We start from the raw sequence: 17,205 nt of genomic DNA, 5'->3' as shown, positions 1-17,205 counted from the left end.
TACCCGCCCTGCCCCGCAGTTCAGTCACGTTGCAGAGCGCCACCAAGGTTATTATCGCCAAGAAGACGTGCGTGACGTAATTGAATACGCCGCGGCCCGCGGTATTACCGTCACTCCAGAAATTGATATTCCCGGCCACTGTCGCGCAGCCATCAAAGCGCTGCCTGATTGGCTACACGATGCCGACGATCGCTCGACTTACCGCAGCGTACAGCACTACACCGATAACGTATTATCGCCAGTCCTCGAGGGCACGTATCGATTTTTAGATACGGTATTAAGTGAAGTCGCCGAGCTCTTCCCCGCCTCATGGGTTCATATTGGTGCCGATGAAGTCCCTGACGGGGTATGGACGGATAGCCCAATTTATCGGCAATTTATCGGGACAGACGCATGAACGGAGAAACGACCGCTTCGCTACAGGGACAGATACTGACCTATGCGGAGCAAAAGCTTCGCGCTTTGGGCAAACGCATGGTTGGCAGGGAAGAAGTGCAGAACGGCGATAAAGTGAGCAAGAATACCGTGATCTACTCATGGCAAAGCGAAGAGGCCGCACTGCATTGTGCGCAGCATGGTTTTGATGTGATTTTAACCCCGGGTCAGGCGACCTATTTCGATATGGTGCAAGATTATGCTGCCACCGAGCCCGGTCTCGACTGGGCGGGCGTCACGCCACTAGAGAAAGCCTACCAGTATGAGCCGCTAGCAAGCCTCGCCAGTGACGATCCCGCCCGTGAGCATATGCTAGGCGTACAATGTGCACTCTGGAGTGAACTGATCACCAATCAGGACAGGCTCGATTACATGGTGTTTCCAAGGCTTACCGCCATTGCAGAAGCGGCCTGGAGCCACAGTGAGCGCCGTGACTGGCTCGATTATCTGGCCAGACTCAAAGCGCAGTTACCGCGTTTAGACAAGTTCGGTATTCAATACCGTTCCCCTTGGGCATCGAACAAGTAGGCCGAATTCGCCCACCTGGCAGTGCCTCCTGCGSTGCCAGCTCTTTGCGCTCGCATCCCATCTGTTTATAATGCCCAGCCATTGTTGTCAGTCTGAGAGTGTTTTCGGCATGCTACGCCAAGAAATTAATACCCTACTCACCCCTATTCATGGTTTTCTGCACTGTCAAACCCCCGACAGTTGGATTGACGCGGCCATCCAGCCTGACAATCAATCGATTCTTTTGCGCGATCACGCAAACTGCGAATTAAAAGCCAGCCAAACCGCGATGTGGCTGATCCGTAAATATGCAGTCGACGCGGCGAGTGGCGAGCAACTGCTGGCATGGGCCAAACCCTATGAAGACTTTGTCTATCGCCGCATTCGCGATGGGATCTTCCACGCACGCAAAAACGGCCTCAGCGCGCCTTTAACCCCTAAAGCCGGCTTTGCCCACGGCCAAGCCTTGATTGATAAAATGGTCCGGTTAATCAAAGAAGAGTTTCATCACTTTGAGCAAGTGATTGAAATCATGGACGCACGCGGCATTCCCTATCAACCGTTAGAAGCAGGTCGCTACGCCAAAGGATTAATGCGCGCGGCACGTACTCACGAACCGGCAACCTTAGTCGATAAACTGATTATTGGCGCCTACATTGAAGCACGCTCCTGCGAGCGCTTTGCCAAAGTCGCCCCACACCTCGATGATGAACTACAGAAGTTCTACATCTCGCTACTGCGCTCGGAAGCACGCCATTATCAAGATTACCTCACGCTTGCAGAAACCATCGCCGGCGAAGACATTCGCGACCGCATCCAAACCATCGGCGAGCGCGAAGCCGAGTTGATCCAAGCACCCGACAGCCAATTCCGCTTTCACAGCGGCKTTCCTGCCTAACTTCTTATGGCAGCTTCTCTTTGTGGGGACAGGCACTTTTATTCAACGTGATTTCCTGCAGGWGATTTCCTGCGGGGACAGACACCTTTACACCTGTCCCTGATTTCCTGCAGGGACAGGCACCTTTAYACATGTCCCTACTAAGTTTCCTTTCCAAGTACTAATCGGGACAGACGCCTTTAGTAACTAACCAATCTCACAGTTACAGTATTTCTTGTACTGTCACGAAAAACCAGGCCAGAAAAGATGATGGCTGTTCATTTATACAGTACCTTTTACATACACCCATCTACCAAAAGGGACTGACGATGACCAAAGCTCGCGCATCTTTAGTGAACCTAGCAGCAACACCCTATTACCATTGCGTCTCACGCTGCGTGCGCCGCTCTTTTCTGTGTGGCTATGACGCTCAATCGCAAAAAAGCTATGAGCATCGTCGCGCATGGATAGAAACGCGTTTGCTTACACTAGCCAAAGCTTTTTGCATCGATATCTGCGCTTACGCCATTATGAGCAATCATTATCACGTTGTCCTACATATCAATGCAAAAGCCGCCCAATCCCTGACAAATACCGACGTTATCGACCGCTGGCTAGCCTTTCACCAGGCTCCAGTACTCATCCAACGTTTTCGTCAGGGAGAATCTCTCTCCAAATCAGAGTACAAAGCGTGCTGTCGGATCATTGAGAGCTGGCGCGAGCGTTTGATGTCTGTCAGTTGGTTTATGAAGCTGCTCAATCAATATATTTCAGCGCAAGCGAACCGAGAAGATCAATGCACGGGGCATTTTTGGGAGGGACGCTTTAAAAGTCAGGCCTTGTTGGATGACAAAGCTCTTGCTGCGGCAATGGCCTATGTCGATTTAAACCCCGTGAGAGCAGGTATCGCCAAACAGCCCAAGTATTCGAATTACACATCGATAAAAAAGCGCGTTGAATCACTCGAGCAAAATAAAGCGACACCAGCAGGCTTATTCGCCTTTGCAGGAAATCCGAGGAAATCTATGCCCGACGGCATTCCGTTTCGGCTAATGGACTATTTAGCACTTGTTGAATGGACCAGCCACAAGGGACAAGAAAGGGGCTCAAATCAGCGGCTTCCCCTACTCACACGACTGAATATGTCGAATGAAACCTGGCTGACCACATGCGCTCATTTAGAGTGCGGAAATGTTGTAGGCTCACTGTCGAGTATCCAAGCCGTATTACCGACACTGGGCCTAAAGCGCATGACAGGCGTCATGATCCCAAATCGTTGAGGCTAGCACTAAAACACGCATCAATGCGTAAGGGAATCGTCATACTAGCCCGAAAATCTACCCTACCCAATAAGCCAGCACCATTATAAACACGAACAAAACACCTACCGCTTTTAAGAGCGGCTTTAGCCCTTTGGACCCACCTTCTGGGGACTGATTACAACATCCCATATTATCCCCTCATCGTTATTTCCCCAGGATAAACCCTCCAGTTACAGGAAGGTAAAGGCATGTTCGGATTTTAAAGAGGTAAGATTTCATTAGAAATTTTACTAGGACAGGCATCTTAACAACGGCTTGCAGGTTACTAGTGGTGACTGTCCCGGATAAAGTAGATAAAGTAAAGCGACCGGATAAAGCGGATAAAGCGGATAAAGCGAAAAGTGTCTGTCCCACCAAAAGAAAAAAGACAAAACTCGTTTTTGAGATTAATTTTTTGTACGCTTAAACAATTAATTAATCACAACCTAGGCCAAGAATATGGAACTTCCACCGTCTGCGCAGGCGCTCCTTGAGGCTATCCAACACTACACGCCCATCACCGATATCAGCGCAGATCAACGTCAGTTGATAAATGGTTCACCAGAGTCTTTTATTACCGCGATACCGATTGGTCTATCGTTATCAAAGACATTCGACCAACGTCAAGAAGAGCTTTTTGTCGATTACTTTTCACAAATGGCCGATGACCTGCGTATTCATTCGCGTCGTCATGACATCACTGAAATCATCGATATCGCGAATAAAATCCTCACTCAAGCACTTGAGCTAGACGACGATCACATTAATCTGGTACTCGCCAGCGAAATCATCAAATGCATGAAACACCTTAAACTGCATGTTGACGATGCGATCATTGTGAAAGTGCGTGAACGCAGTCGGCAGGAGATCACTGAGCAACAAGAATACTTGGCACAAGACCCTGAAAAGGTTACCGAGAATCTTGTCGCTGACCTCAATAAATTTGGCGTCGACACCGGGCTTGCTTTTTGTCAATTCGTCAGTGGTGAACTTGTCTTTCTCACCAAGCAGGAAATTCAAGGATTGCTCACAATGATGAGCCGTCAACCTTGGTCAATTGATGCGCTTTTGCTTTTGAGCCTCAATGCCGATCCTAAGATCGCCAACACCGCAGCGAGTGTACTCAATAGCCTTCCAGCAAAAAAATGGAAGTCCCTTGGACAGCGCCAATATCTAACCCTGATCCAGCGCTTTGGTCACGATAGCGTAAAAATCCACCTGTCAGCATGGCAAAAATCAGCCATGCAATACAGCAAACAAGCAGAACAACATCAAGTGACCGAGCTTTACCTGTCCTATCCAGACGGCAACCATGCCATACTATTTAACGGACTGCTCATCGACCCAACGACTAAAAATGCACACGTATTCGGTGGCGTTTTTCGCTTAGGTTTCGGTTTAGTGGATAGCTATTTTGATACCAATCCCGTCGACACTGTGCAATATAAAAAAATGACCGCAGAAATGGACACCGCTGTCGACGTCGTTCAATGCCACCCCAATATATTGCGACACATACTTTGTTGGGCCCTGGACGAACAGCATGAGGTCCTCGATCCTGACACGCTACATATGTTGGCGCTTCTCCCGTCCCAATGGACCGAGCCGCAACCGTTCTCATTAGATAAACTCGCCTCCACGTGTGACTTCCCAGGAGAACATCCCGACGCGATAGCGCGAGGACATCGATCCAGCAAACTGTTAGTCAATACCCCATTGATAGAGACATGGACGATCGCTGAATCGATCGACCCAACGCTAGATACCATACGCAAAGTCCGGAACCGCCATTATCTCGAACACCCTGAACCCTATATCAAAGCACTCGCGTTGAGTGGGCTGCTCACGCATTACAGCAAGCAAGACAGCACACCGTTTTCACCGAGCAAACTATTTATATTTGCCGCGGCGTATGCGTTGCAAGCACCTGATCGTATGAGAAAAACCTTTCCGCTTTTCGACCAGCTCGCAGAGCTGAGTATGCAACAGCAAGCGGAATATCATCCGGTGGCACACGGCCCCCAGGAAATAGAACCTCCCCAAGGCATCGTACTGCACATTGAGCTTGATAATAGCCGCCCAAAAATCTGGCGCCGTTTTACCATTTCAAACGCCTTACCTTTTATCGCGCTACACGATTGCATTCAAGCCATTATGGGTTGGGAGCACCAACATCTTGCCATGTTTATCACACCCCTTGGTCATATTGACCTTGACGATGAATCCGACACTCAAGCGGCGTATTTACCCATTGGGGCAGCACTGCAAGACCCCGGAGACACCATCGCGTATGTGTATGATTTTGGTGATAACTGGCACCACACCATCACCCTTGAGAAACTGAATACCCGCAATTGCACGCAGCCTAAAGTCACGGCAGGCAATGGCGCCTGCCCACCAGAAGACTGCGGCGGTATAGACAGATACAAAAACCTACTCAAACTATCAAAACGCGCACCACTCAACGACGATGAGCAAGAGATCCTGAACTTCTTCAACATGCAGGATTGGGACGCAAAACACTTTGATAAAAACGAAGTGAATCAGAGATTAAAAGAAGAAGTGCCACCTATTTTCGACTAGCTACATCGTGGGACAGGCACTTTAGAGGGTACATCTTGGGACAGGCACTTTTAACTCTTTTAACTTTTGGTGCCTGTCCCACCAATGTTAAATGTTCTGACAAAAGTGCCTGTCCCACCAATGTTTTCAATGTTAAATGTTCTGACAAAAGTGCCTGTCCCACCAATGTTTTCCAATGTTTTCTAATACGCTGTACTCAGAAATCTGGACTCTGTATCCTACTGGCTATAAACATCTATCAAGGACAACAACGATGTGGTATCTCATTTATTCACAAGACGTCGAGAACAGCCTACCGCTACGCAAGCAAGCGCGTGACGCACACCTTGAACGCTTACACCAACTGGAAAAAGAAAACCGCTTGATGATTGCCGGGCCAAACCCTGCCGTTGACAGCGATGAGCCAGGCGAAGCTGGGTTTACGGGCTCGACCGTTATTGCCTGGTTTGAGTCACTATCAGCCGCAAAGGCATGGGCCGACAAAGACCCTTATGTTGCCGCCGGCGTTTATGCAGAAGTGACCGTAAAACCGTTCAAAAAAGTGCTTCCGCAGGATCCAGCCTAATGCGATATGTAAAAATACTGATGATGGCCTGCCTGGGGCTAGTACTCAGTGCATGTAGCAGTACCCAGCATGACCAAGCCGCAGAAGCCGCAATCCAACGTGCCGACATGATTGCACAGCTACTGCCGATGGATATTGAAGGCTACTCACTGGTTCGAGCACGTGCGCAAGATGCCATCATCGAGCTGACGCTTCTGGAGAAGAATGCCAAAAAAGCACCRGGRSAGCTCTTTTCCGGTTTAAAACGTCGWTATTGCSARGATARCGAYATMCGCAGTATGTTAGACAGTGGTATCAGCTATACCATTTTGGTTCGCGACACCCGTGGCCGACAAATCCTCAAAAACGCTATCGATGCCCCCGGGTGTGCTAGCTAATTAAATGCCAAGGCTGCTCCCACTCTACTGGTAAGGCTGGCCACAACTCGCCTTGGCTCGGGGGCAGCACATAGCTATAGTGTGTTTCAGGCTGATCGTCGGAAAAACGACACGTAAATTGCAGTCCATAAGCGTGTAAGTAGCCACGATCGGCAGGCTCGCCGCCATAGTAATCATCACCGATAAGCGGAGAGCCAATGCTTTTCATCGCCACGCGAATTTGATGGGTTTTGCCTGTGTAAGGCCGACAGAGAAAAAGTCGCCGCCCCTCACCACCAGCAATAGAGGTAAAACGCGTTCTCGCCGGGTTATCTTTGCTGGTTAACAATTTCCAGCTACCTCGCCGTCCCTTCGTCATATCCCCAACGATCAGCCCCTGCTTCTTACGCGGCTTTTTGGCACTTAATGCCAAATAGAACTTTTCTATCTCGCGCGAAGCAAACAACCCTGAGAGGACAGACGCCGCATGAGAAGAGGTTGCCAGCAGCAGCAAGCCCGATGTCATCTTGTCTAACCGATGCACAAGGTAGACTTTCTCAACCCCAATATGCGCCGCGACCGCAGGTAACAGTGCCGCTTCATCGGCCTCTTTCTGCACGCTAACGCCATGGTGCTTGTTGATCACCACAAAGTGTTGGTTTTGGTCGACAATTGAAAACATAACGAAGGGATTTACCGGTTGGTCATTGAGGAGAGGCATCATAACGACTTCCTCCTCAGCCCGCTAGAGCAATCATAAAAGTGCCTGNCGCCGCGACCGCAGGTAACAGTGCCGCTTCATCGGCCTCTTTCTGCACGCTAACGCCATGGTGCTTGTTGATCACCACAAAGTGTTGGTTTTGGTCGACAATTGAAAACATAACGAAGGGATTTACCGGTTGGTCATTGAGGAGAGGCATCATAACGACTTCCTCCTCAGCCCGCTAGAGCAATCATAAAAGTGCCTGTCCCGTTAGTTCTCGTTAGCTTAAAGTGTCTGTCCCCGATAGCCGCCCTGGCTAAAAGTGYCTGTCCCTGGTAGCTCCGTCCCTGGTAGCTAACCGATCGTGACAGGCACTGTAGATAAAGGGCCTAGGCACTGCTTCTCGCTCTTCTCCGTACTCCCTTTTCCAAATCATACGTAGACTAGACWAGCATCAATGGCACCATTGGCTTAGGTCGGAAAAGCGCCAGCACGATGTAAGCCTCGTTCCTCGATATAACTGGCGCGCCTCCGACATTGATGATTAAAATTGGCACTGATAGTGACAGGCGCCCGTTGGCATGATGCATTATTGTTGACATGGTGCCGGGGCTTGTGTCACCTACGCCAATGGGATCATCAAGCCTCAATGTAGATAAAGTTCCTAGGGCCTAGGATCCTAGGACCTAGGTACTGCTTCTCGTTCTTCTCCATATTCACGATCCCGAATACCGATGACGGAATACAGAGTACAAAAAAAGCAATAGCCCCAATGCGAGCACGAGGTGGCTCGATCTAGTCTCTCGTCTCTAGAAGCGAAGCGTCTCGGCTCTCTTCATTCTCCGGCTGATCACTCAAACCCGGTACCGCCTGGCAAAATGTGCACTCTTCATTATCCACCGAAGCACCGCCTGCCTCCACATAACGAATCCGATGACTGCCTTTGTCCCGATTCGCAGATACGGCAAAGCGCCGTTGCTCACGCTCAGGTATCGTCTTTTCTGTGTCATGATTAGCCATGGGTTGTCTCCTTAAAATACCGGGAACCGCTTCGTTAAAATCAAGCCTAGGTCGGCATAAGCGCCAGCACGATGTAAGCCTCGTTCCTCGATATAACTGGCGCGCCTCCGACATTGGTGATTAAAATTGGCACCGATAGTGACAGGCGCCCGTTGGCATGGTGCATTGTTGTTGACATGGTACCGGGGCTTGTGTCACCTACGCCAATGGCACCACCAAAAGTCCCGATAAATGACTAACTAGCTAATCCAGAAGTCTTTCAGGTGCGTCCATGTCCTCGTGCAACACACGAACAACGAGCACATCCGATTCAAGTACTTGATAGAAAACAGCGTGATGCTCGACCTGCAATCTTCGATACCCAGAAAAAACATGGACATAGTTCGCGCCGAGTGATGGATGATTAATCAGCTGTTTCATCCCTTCCTCAAGGTGATCCAGATATTTATCTGCCTGATCAGCACCCCATTTTTCGCAGGTATATACCCAAATTCCAATGAGATCGGATTCGGCCTTCGGCGTAACGCTCAGCTTAAGCACTAATCAACCGCCTTCATCCGTTGACGGCCAGTTGCCTTGATAGCTGATATATCGAGTGCCTTAGGTTCCCCGCTTGACTCACCCTCAGCGAGAGCCTGCCTCAGCACGGCAATACGTTCTTGAGCCTGCTGATCTCGACGGATGAGGTAACGGATATACTCACTGTCATTGCCAAACTGACCGCTTTCAATCTGGCTTTTCACCCAACAGTCTTGTTGTTCAGTCAGCGTAATGGTTTTCCGATGCATGCTCATATCTGGCCATCCTAAGATATCTCGGGTATGACAATATCATACCACCCGACTGCGCCGAATCAATTACTGCTTCTTATCGACGCGCGTCTTGAGACACATGTTCATTAATCATGCACTCGATTTGCCGCATGACAAGAAACAGCCGCGATCTAAAATCACGATACACTTGGTGTTCACAATTATCTCGCAATGTTATCTCAGCATAGGTACCGAATTCTGCAAGCGAGGTTAATCCCAAAAGGGCGACTGTCCCGGTTTGTTTATGCACCCACTCGGCCCGTTCAAGCGCAGCGACCGGCTTATCTAGCTCAGCCACCAAACTTTTTACTGTCGCGTTTAATATCTCCTCTAGAACGTCAGCCTTGCCAAATGCCGTTTTCAGTGCCTCGATATCTAAGCCGTTATTATCGACGACTCCCCAGCGCCGAAATAAATCACGGAGTTCCTGAAAAGGGATAGGCTTACTTAAAAAGTCATTCATCCCCGCTTCTAAACAACGCGCGCGTTGAGCAGGCAACACGTCCGCTGTCATCGCGATAATCGGAATATCACGATAAATAACAGGTTGAGCGCGAGTATGTTCAGTAAATTGGTATCCATCCATATAAGGCATATGACAATCGCAAAGGACAAATGCATAATCCTTTTGGGTCAAAAAACTTAATGCATCATTGCCATTGTCGGCAATATCAAACAACACACCCAGTTGATTGAGTTGGTGGGCCACCAGCGTCTGATTCACGTCGTTATCTTCCACGACTAAAATACGCACAGGAAGAACCGCCTCATACACTGATTGCGCCCCCGTGCCTTCTTCTAATCCTAATAGCTCATAACAGACCAGCCGAACACTTCGGTTCATAATGGGTTGTGAGTTTAATAACCATCTATTTTTATATCGACGTACTCCGACCATGCCAGAGAGCGGCGCCAATTGAACATCCGCCTTTTCATCATCATCGTCACTGAATCGAAAGACTGACGTCTTATCACTGATCTCAACCCCCAAGGATAAAAGATGCGTAGTCAAACTGGCATTGAGGATAGGATCGCCAACAGCGACATTTACCTGTAAGCCATTAAGATAAGGATCAGTTTTTCGCCTTGCACTAATCACTAACGGCACCGTAAATCCCACCCAGCTTCCCTGACCCTTCTCGCTTTCAACAATCATTTCTCCCGCCATCAGTTCGATCAGTTGCCGACTAATTGTTAGTCCGAGACCTGTCCCACCAAAGCGACGAGTGGTTGAGGTTTCGGCTTGCGAAAAAGGATGAAAAATCCGCTCGAGTTCTTCTTGGCTCATTCCAACGCCACTGTCTTGCGCACCAATTTTTAATACCTGTTTATCGTCGTCTTCGTGTACCACTTCCAATGTGATTAACACGCGTCCCTTATGCGTGAATTTTACCGCATTACTAACAATATTAATCAGAACCTGCCGCAAACGGTATTCGTCGCCGACATAAACAGCCGCTAGATTAGGTTCAATATGCAACTCTACGGATAGATTTTTCTTTCTCGCCTCATGACCACTCACTAATAAAACATTATCAATCAACTCACGTAACACAAAGGGACGCAATTCAATCGTTAATTTTCCTGCTTCAAGCTTTGAATAATCTAGCACTTCAGAAACGATATTATATAACATAGATGCCGACGAGGATGTCACTGCCAACATTTGCTTTTGCTCAAAATTAAGTGGCGTCATTGCTATTTGATCCAGCATACCAAGAATGCCGTGAATGGGAGTGCGAATCTCATGGCTCATCGTTGCCAGAAAATTAGCTTTGATTTCCGTCTCTTCCTCCGCTTTTTTTTCTTGATGTTATCAGCGCAGCTTCAATATCATTTTTATCCTTCATTAATCGTTTAAATCGCAGCGCGATACCTCCCAAAAAAACAACGGTAAAAATAATAACCAACACTAACCACAGGTCTATTTCCTTCGCGTCGGCGTTATGTTGATAATCCGCCGCAAAAGAAACCGCACTTATAAGCCAAATAAAAATGACACCCATCCGCATAGAAACTCCTGCTCTCATGTTGGCCACCGTAGACAAAGTGCGGTACATAGGTCGCATCAATGACAGAGACCCCTAATTTTTATCCAGAAAACCATTCTAATCTCGATAAAAATAGTCAGGCAGCGGCGTAATAGCCAGTTTCAAGGCACAAAAATCACGCTACCATAAATATTTTTATTGCTAAGCCAAAGGGCGATGACTTCCCAAATAGCGATGGCTTATCGAAAGTGCTAATGCGCCTTCCATACAACCTCCTCAATCTTATTCACTTCAGTGATTCATGCTCGGTTTTTTTCAGACAATTATGCTAAAATTAGGGCATATGGCATTTTTTAGGATGGTAGTAAAATGAAAATTTTGATAGCCGATGATCATCCAATCGTACTGTCTGGTGTAAAAGCATTAATACAAAGTCAAGATACGAGCTTTGATATCGTTGCTGAGGCAACAAGTGTCGACGACATATTTAAAAAACTAGCAAAGAAAACGATCGATACGTTAATTACCGATTACAGCATGCCAAACACGGATCAAGTTGATGGTATGGCGATGCTCAAAAGAGTAAAACGCGACTACCCAACTATTAAGCTAATTGTCTTGACCCAACTTACCAACTCCGCACTACTCCATTCATTGGTATCACTAGGTGTCGACGGTATATTGCTTAAAAAAGATATCCTATCTGATATTCATCATGTTCTCGCTGAGGTAAAAAAAGGCAAGCGTTATATCTCCCCTAGTGTTAGTGATTTAATTTTAAGTCAACAACCCAGCGTGTCTCCTCCGTCACCTAAAGAGATGGAAGTGTTACGATTATTCAGTACCGGAATGAGTGTGACAAAAATAGCGGCTTACACTAACCGGAGTGTAAAAACTATTAGCACACAAAAAAAGCAGGCAATGACAAAGTTAGGGCTCGACAATGACTCTGCAATTTATGAATATATAAAAAGTCTCGACTAAATAAAAACACTCGCACTCGGCCACCTAGAGTATTGCTGCATAGTGGCACGCAAGGGCCGTATTACTCACCTATCAATTGAAACACATCAAACAACGCGCCCTTATCATCGATCACCGTTAGCATCACCATGTTATCGCTTAACGGTGATTCCAAACGCACGGTTTGGGTTTGCCCAGGCGCAATGGTGCGATTAAAACGTGTGTAAACCTGCCCATCTAGTTCAATCTTTGCCAGATTAAGATGAATCGCAGCGGCATTTTTTATCGCTAAGTAATCAATGCCCGTCTTCTTTTGTTTATCGACTTGGACTGAGTTTTGGATCGCTTGCTGCGATAACGTCATATCCGGTTGACGATAAAAGATCTTATACTGGGTTTGCATGGTGAGTGCCAGTTTATCAACCTGTGTTTCGGAACCCGTTAAGCTAGGCGGCAGCTCATGAATATTCAGCCAATACAAACGCTCCGTCTCAACAGGCTGATTGTCGATATTAATCAGTTGGATCACTTGAGACGCACCCGGCGCCAATTTAAACAGCGCTGGTTTCGTGATTAAAGGGGCTTCAGCGGTTTGGGGCACATTGCTTAAATCACCATCATCGACCCAAGATTGCACCACCACGCTGTAGCGATTGGTATTGGTGACATGGATTGACTGCGACGCAGCTGACGCATCAAATACCACTCGTGTGCCTTCTTCTAACGCAACGCCCGAAAAAACACAGGTGCTGAAAATAAGGCTCGCGAAGATTGTTAAAAGTCCAAACATCTAATTAAACCTCATGACCACGCGCGCAGTCGACGAATACTGACCCGGTGTAATTGCTATCCCGTTCCCTACCTGACCTAAAGAGGCTTCAAAGGACATGATGTAACGGTTCTCTCCTAATTGAGTGCCGCTCGGTACCATTTGCGCTGGATTGGCTCCCCGATCGAAATAGCGATTCGGATCGGCAAAGCGAAGCTGCGTGCCAGACTCATCATAAAGCGTGACCGCCACCCCTTTCGCCGTCGTCTCTGCGTGATAGTTTTCACTAAGCAAATACGGCGTGGCCACACCCGCTTCTACCAAAGATAAATCTTGCGCCGTCGCAAAAGCCTCCGGGCTTGTCAGAAAAAACATACTGATTTCGCCTGGCCCCACACCGCGTTCTGCGCCCTGCTCGCACTGATAAGACACCGAAAATTGGCCACGCCGTACACTGCCTTGACTAAGCTCCATCACACTAATGATCGGAAACGTCACTGTCGGGGTGACAAAGTTAACCAAACAGGTTTTTCCTCGGTGCATCGTCACACTTTTATACAAACCAATCGTCGCCGGCCAATCGCCATACCATCCTGGAAAGTGCGTTCGATGATTTCGTCCCGGCTCGGGACCAGCCAAGCTATTTAAATTGTCAAGTGGCATACGTGTGGCCAAATAGCCGAGTGGCTGAGTGTTAGCAAACGAAGCATGGCTATCGTTATAACCACTCTCATCCGGGATCCGAATCAGTTCAATCTTTACATTACTAAAGTCTTTGGCTTTGACCAGAATGTTGCCGTTACCATCACGATCGAGCCCAGTTAATGGCCGCGCTTTCCAAAAAGGCGAAAAATACTCCCCGGTTGCCAAGTTTGTTAAGCGAAACCCCAAACCCTTCACATAAGTGGAATACACGTGCTCCATACCAAAAGCAGTGCCGACTTCCATATCATCACGACCACCATACTTGTAGTCACCATTAGTGGAATACATTTCAAAAATACGTCCGGCGGCAGCGGCCGGACACTTAAACAGCACCTGATTAGGCGAAAAATCGCCAGATTCAGCAAAGTCCAAAAAGTTTTTCACCGCTGTGCCTAACACGGTTCCAACTGGCTGAAATTGCAAACTGGCAATATTGACATCCGGCATCGCCATATTGGCATAGTTCAGATCCAATGCACCTTTCCATGTGTTGGTCGTCCCATATTCAGGCTGCACACTCTCTGCCCTCCCTGGTTTGTTTTTATAGCTAGAGGGCGAATGACTAATTTTGTAGCAGTGGTCAATCGGTTCATACGAAGCCATCGCCTCGCTGGCCAACACCCAGGCACAGATCAACAAGCCAATAAGGATGCGCATTTTCATTCCCCCTCCTGACACGCTACCGAGACGGTGACAAAGTCTTGATTCGCTTTGCGCGGCTTGGCGGTCAAATCATAAGCAATCACACACCGCTGGCTGTCTTGTTGTCCCCACTCAATGGTTAACTTACCGGTGAGTGTTGCCACGCGCACATAGGCCAAGCCATTTTGCGACACCATCCCAATCGATCGGCCTTGTACATCAACAATGTCTGCTCCCAATGGAGGACGCTTATCTCCCTGAATTTGAAGCAACACTGCTTTGCCCATGGTCGTCGGTACCTCATAGTGCACACTGGCACCGGCGGTGGGCACCACCCGAAACTGGGTTTCTTGTAGCTCAATATCTGGATTAATGACCGTCGAAGGATCAAGCGACACTTGGTTATATTTATAAGGTGCCAAATGATTAGCAATGCCATAACCGTTATCCTCAATCACACCGCCCCGAGCGTGACGTATTGTCGCGCCTTCCGCTCCATCGGCTTTGATCAGCGCAAAGGTCTCGCCAAGGCTTTCGGTGACATTCATGCCGCCTTGATGAATCACCAATCCACCGCGTGCGCTCACACCCCACTGCGAGTAATCATCACTTCGACTTAAGGTCGCTCCATACGCCCCTTTGGGAGACAGATGATTGACATTCATAGATACCATCGATAACTGATCGTCATTGCGCGAGTAATTTACCCCATAGGAGGTTTGATCCCAGCCGGCCAGCTGACCAGAGACCCCCGCTTGATAACGCGTATCCTCCTCCGACGTCTGAACACTAAAGTTCGCCAATGTTGACGACTGACGACCGCCCAGAGGCAGACTCATCCCCAAACTAAACACGTCATCCGCCGTGCTATTGTCCCGCTCAAAACTACGTAAATAGCCGATATTGACCGTTGCTCGTCCGATCTGGGTGGAGTAACTTAGCTGCGCTTGTGTGGTTGAGTCTTGATCCCCGCGATAAACAGTGTGCGACCCAGAAAAATTCAATCGCCCACGCCCTGGCATAGATTGATCCACATTCAAACTAAAAAAATCACGCTCCGCCTGAAAAGAAGGCGCAGCATCACGTGCATCCTGTGCCTGCCAGCGCGCAAAATCACTCAAAGAACGATATCCATGACTCGAATAACGATAACTGGCTAACGTCACTGTGGTATCCGTCTGCTCAAAATCCACCGAATAGTCGATGCCAGCACGCCATCCCTCATCCGTGTGGTTACCCATTGACGCGGCAGATAAACTCGATCGCAAACCAAACGCCCCCACGGAGGTTCCAAGTACGGCACCAAAGGTGGTACCAAGGTAATCTTCCGCTACCCGTAAACCAACATGCGAGGTTAAACGGTTGGTCAACCCACGCTCATACACCCCTTGGGCAAAATACGGCTCATCAACCACATCGGTGAGCCTTAGCTTACCGGCTGCTAAACCATATCGTGACTGTCCCGGACGCATCGAGCCTGGCACCGCCTGAAAAGGCACCGTAAATCGTTTAACCTGACCGTCCGCCTCTTCAACCACCACATCAAAGTCACCGCGGTAGAAAGGCGAAGTGATCTCTCTAATCTCAAACGGCCCGGCTGGCACCGTTTGTTGATGAATCTCGCGGCCTTGTTGAGACACAGTCACCGTCGCGACTGTGTTAGCCATCCCGACAATAACCGGCGCATAACCGCGGCGAGACATCGGCAGCATGCGAGGATCAGAATGTAATTCCGCGCCATCAAAGCTGACACCGTCAAACAAACTATCGGACGTATAAATCTGCCCAAAGGTAAGCTCACTTTCCCACGGTGCTATCGCGGTTGTCACATAGGTACGCCCATGGCGCAACTGCCGTTGCGTGCGATTACCCGCATTATTATAACTGTAATTAAACTGGCTTCTTACCCGCCAACGATCGACATTCACCCCGGTACGAACGCCAACAAACAGGCTATCATTGTCGCCCCCTCCCGCATCCGTTGACATGTGTGAACGATAGTAGTTGGTATCATAGTTGGTAAAAAACACCGCTTCACCGTCATCCCATTGCGCCGGGGCAATATAACCATTGGGTTGTTGTTGCGTATAGGCTTGGGGCACCGTCACTTTCAATGCCAGCTTGGATTGGTTTAACTGAAAGCGATAACCATCCGCTTGCCAACACTGGGTGATCTCATCAACGCGTGTATGCGCGGCTAACACGCCCATCGTTTGCCACGTTTCACGCGATAAACAAGGCACCACATCCTCACCACGACGCACTAGCTCAACCAGTTGCCGACGAAAAAACCGCGCATTCAGATACACATCTAAACTGTATTCCCCCGCTTCGAACTGGGATTGACTCAGCACATTTTGCAAAATGCCATCCATTGCTCCCTCTTGCGGGTAGCCCAACAGTAAGGATTCATCAAACTCAAAGGCATCCTGATCGACACTTGCCACGTCTTCGTCATTGGCATGGGCCCAGTTGTTAGCCATGAGATAAACAAACACCAGCGCCCCTCGTATCAAGCACGCACGGGTCCCTCGACTCAGCTCACCATACTTTCTAGTTCTCATGATGCGAGCGTGTCGACAGCGGAATAGTGCCCGAAACCTGCGCGCCGTAGTCATTGATCGCCACATAATGCAACTCACTCTGTTTTTCACGCGCATCAGCCGGAGCCGACGACACATCCGCGGCAGTATAATCCACCACCGCCTTACTCCGTGGCGCAATCATGACCGCTCCCGACGTATAGCGTTGATTATCAACTGTGATCGCGGTATACGAGAGGTTAACGAAGTAGCCCGCATTATTAGTCAGTGTTATCGACGCCAGGGCACCGTTTTCATGATAACGCGGTGTTGCCTTAAGCCCACTCACCGCAGCAGACGGCGTGCCTATGATGGTATCTGGGCGATAAAACACCTTGACGCGATTGCGCAATACAATCGCCAGCTTATTCTGTCGGTTGCCGTTGTCGATATT

16 protein-coding genes and 1 pseudogene are annotated in these 17,205 nt (G+C 48.7%); 7 read left to right on the top strand and 10 right to left on the bottom strand.

The window, feature by feature from the left end; all coding sequences use genetic code 11:
* The 6 genes and pseudogenes from BZG14_RS13595 to gspS2 all read left to right on the top strand — a co-directional run.
* Window positions 1-963: pseudogene (locus BZG14_RS13595) on the top strand (beta-N-acetylhexosaminidase); the annotation flags it as partial.
* A gap of 109 nt (window positions 964-1,072) precedes the next feature.
* Window positions 1,073-1,840: a tRNA isopentenyl-2-thiomethyl-A-37 hydroxylase MiaE gene (gene miaE / locus BZG14_RS13590; protein WP_077608991.1), complete on the top strand. Its 768-nt coding sequence runs from the start codon at window positions 1,073-1,075 to the stop codon at window positions 1,838-1,840.
* 308 nt (window positions 1,841-2,148) lie between these two features.
* A complete protein-coding gene (locus BZG14_RS13585; RefSeq protein WP_077487178.1) occupies window positions 2,149-3,099 on the top strand; it encodes a transposase in 951 nt (316 codons plus the stop codon).
* 480 nt (window positions 3,100-3,579) lie between these two features.
* Window positions 3,580-5,703, top strand: a complete 2,124-nt coding sequence (locus tag BZG14_RS13580) for a plasmid pRiA4b ORF-3 family protein (RefSeq protein ID WP_077608990.1) — start codon at window positions 3,580-3,582, stop codon at window positions 5,701-5,703.
* Between the two features lie 253 nt (window positions 5,704-5,956).
* Window positions 5,957-6,268 (top strand): YciI family protein, encoded by a 312-nt coding sequence (locus BZG14_RS13575; protein WP_077461202.1) that lies wholly within the window; start codon window positions 5,957-5,959, stop codon window positions 6,266-6,268.
* Window positions 6,268-6,645 (top strand): type II secretion system pilot lipoprotein GspS-beta, encoded by a 378-nt coding sequence (gspS2, locus tag BZG14_RS13570; protein WP_158011759.1) that lies wholly within the window; start codon window positions 6,268-6,270, stop codon window positions 6,643-6,645. Before BZG14_RS13575 ends, gspS2 begins: the two co-directional genes overlap by 1 nt.
* On the opposite strand, the gene BZG14_RS13565 is transcribed toward gspS2, so the two are convergent.
* The 6 genes from BZG14_RS13565 to BZG14_RS13535 all read right to left on the bottom strand — a co-directional run bounded on the left by BZG14_RS13565 (window position 6,638) and on the right by BZG14_RS13535 (window position 11,189).
* Window positions 6,638-7,306 (bottom strand): TIGR01621 family pseudouridine synthase, encoded by a 669-nt coding sequence (locus BZG14_RS13565; RefSeq protein ID WP_077608992.1) that lies wholly within the window; start codon window positions 7,304-7,306, stop codon window positions 6,638-6,640. The genes gspS2 and BZG14_RS13565 overlap by 8 nt on opposite strands.
* A gap of 816 nt (window positions 7,307-8,122) precedes the next feature.
* Complete coding sequence (locus BZG14_RS13555; RefSeq protein WP_077608987.1) at window positions 8,123-8,347, bottom strand: hypothetical protein; 225 nt, start codon at window positions 8,345-8,347, stop codon at window positions 8,123-8,125.
* Window positions 8,348-8,590: 243 nt separating this feature from the next.
* Window positions 8,591-8,887, bottom strand: a complete 297-nt coding sequence (locus BZG14_RS13550; protein WP_077486909.1) for a type II toxin-antitoxin system RelE/ParE family toxin — start codon at window positions 8,885-8,887, stop codon at window positions 8,591-8,593.
* Window positions 8,887-9,141 (bottom strand): type II toxin-antitoxin system ParD family antitoxin, encoded by a 255-nt coding sequence (locus BZG14_RS13545; protein WP_077486908.1) that lies wholly within the window; start codon window positions 9,139-9,141, stop codon window positions 8,887-8,889. Before BZG14_RS13545 ends, BZG14_RS13550 begins: the two co-directional genes overlap by 1 nt.
* 73 nt (window positions 9,142-9,214) lie before the next feature.
* The gene (locus tag BZG14_RS13540; RefSeq protein ID WP_077608986.1) at window positions 9,215-10,915 is read right to left on the bottom strand and encodes an ATP-binding protein; all 1,701 of its coding nucleotides are present in this window, start codon (window positions 10,913-10,915) and stop codon (window positions 9,215-9,217) included.
* Between the two features lie 13 nt (window positions 10,916-10,928).
* Window positions 10,929-11,189 (bottom strand): hypothetical protein, encoded by a 261-nt coding sequence (locus BZG14_RS13535; protein ID WP_131825190.1) that lies wholly within the window; start codon window positions 11,187-11,189, stop codon window positions 10,929-10,931.
* Window positions 11,190-11,519: 330 nt separating this feature from the next.
* Here BZG14_RS13535 and BZG14_RS13530 point away from each other — a divergent pair, with 330 nt between their 5' ends.
* Window positions 11,520-12,134, top strand: a complete 615-nt coding sequence (locus BZG14_RS13530) for a response regulator (RefSeq protein ID WP_077486906.1) — start codon at window positions 11,520-11,522, stop codon at window positions 12,132-12,134.
* Between the two features lie 61 nt (window positions 12,135-12,195).
* Here BZG14_RS13530 and BZG14_RS13525 read toward each other — a convergent pair whose 3' ends face one another.
* From BZG14_RS13525 to BZG14_RS13510, 4 genes are all read right to left on the bottom strand, one after another.
* A complete protein-coding gene (locus BZG14_RS13525; RefSeq protein WP_077608984.1) occupies window positions 12,196-12,903 on the bottom strand; it encodes a fimbrial biogenesis chaperone in 708 nt (235 codons plus the stop codon).
* Window positions 12,904-14,250 carry a fimbrial protein gene (locus BZG14_RS13520; RefSeq protein WP_077608983.1) on the bottom strand — a complete coding sequence of 449 codons (1,347 nt, stop codon included), beginning with the start codon at window positions 14,248-14,250 and terminating at the stop codon, window positions 12,904-12,906.
* Window positions 14,247-16,727, bottom strand: a complete 2,481-nt coding sequence (locus tag BZG14_RS13515) for a fimbria/pilus outer membrane usher protein (protein WP_158074901.1) — start codon at window positions 16,725-16,727, stop codon at window positions 14,247-14,249. The genes BZG14_RS13520 and BZG14_RS13515 overlap by 4 nt, the downstream gene beginning before the upstream one ends.
* Window positions 16,728-16,782: 55 nt before the next feature.
* Window positions 16,783-17,205 (bottom strand): fimbrial biogenesis chaperone (locus tag BZG14_RS13510; protein ID WP_131825189.1); only part of this gene is annotated, 423 nt, incomplete at its 5' end.

It is taken from the genome of Salinivibrio sp. IB282, from assembly GCF_001995685.1.
Lineage (GTDB): Bacteria > Pseudomonadota > Gammaproteobacteria > Enterobacterales > Vibrionaceae > Salinivibrio > Salinivibrio kushneri.
Note: the sequence above shows the minus strand (reverse complement) of the source record. Positions and strands in the feature narration are given on the sequence as shown.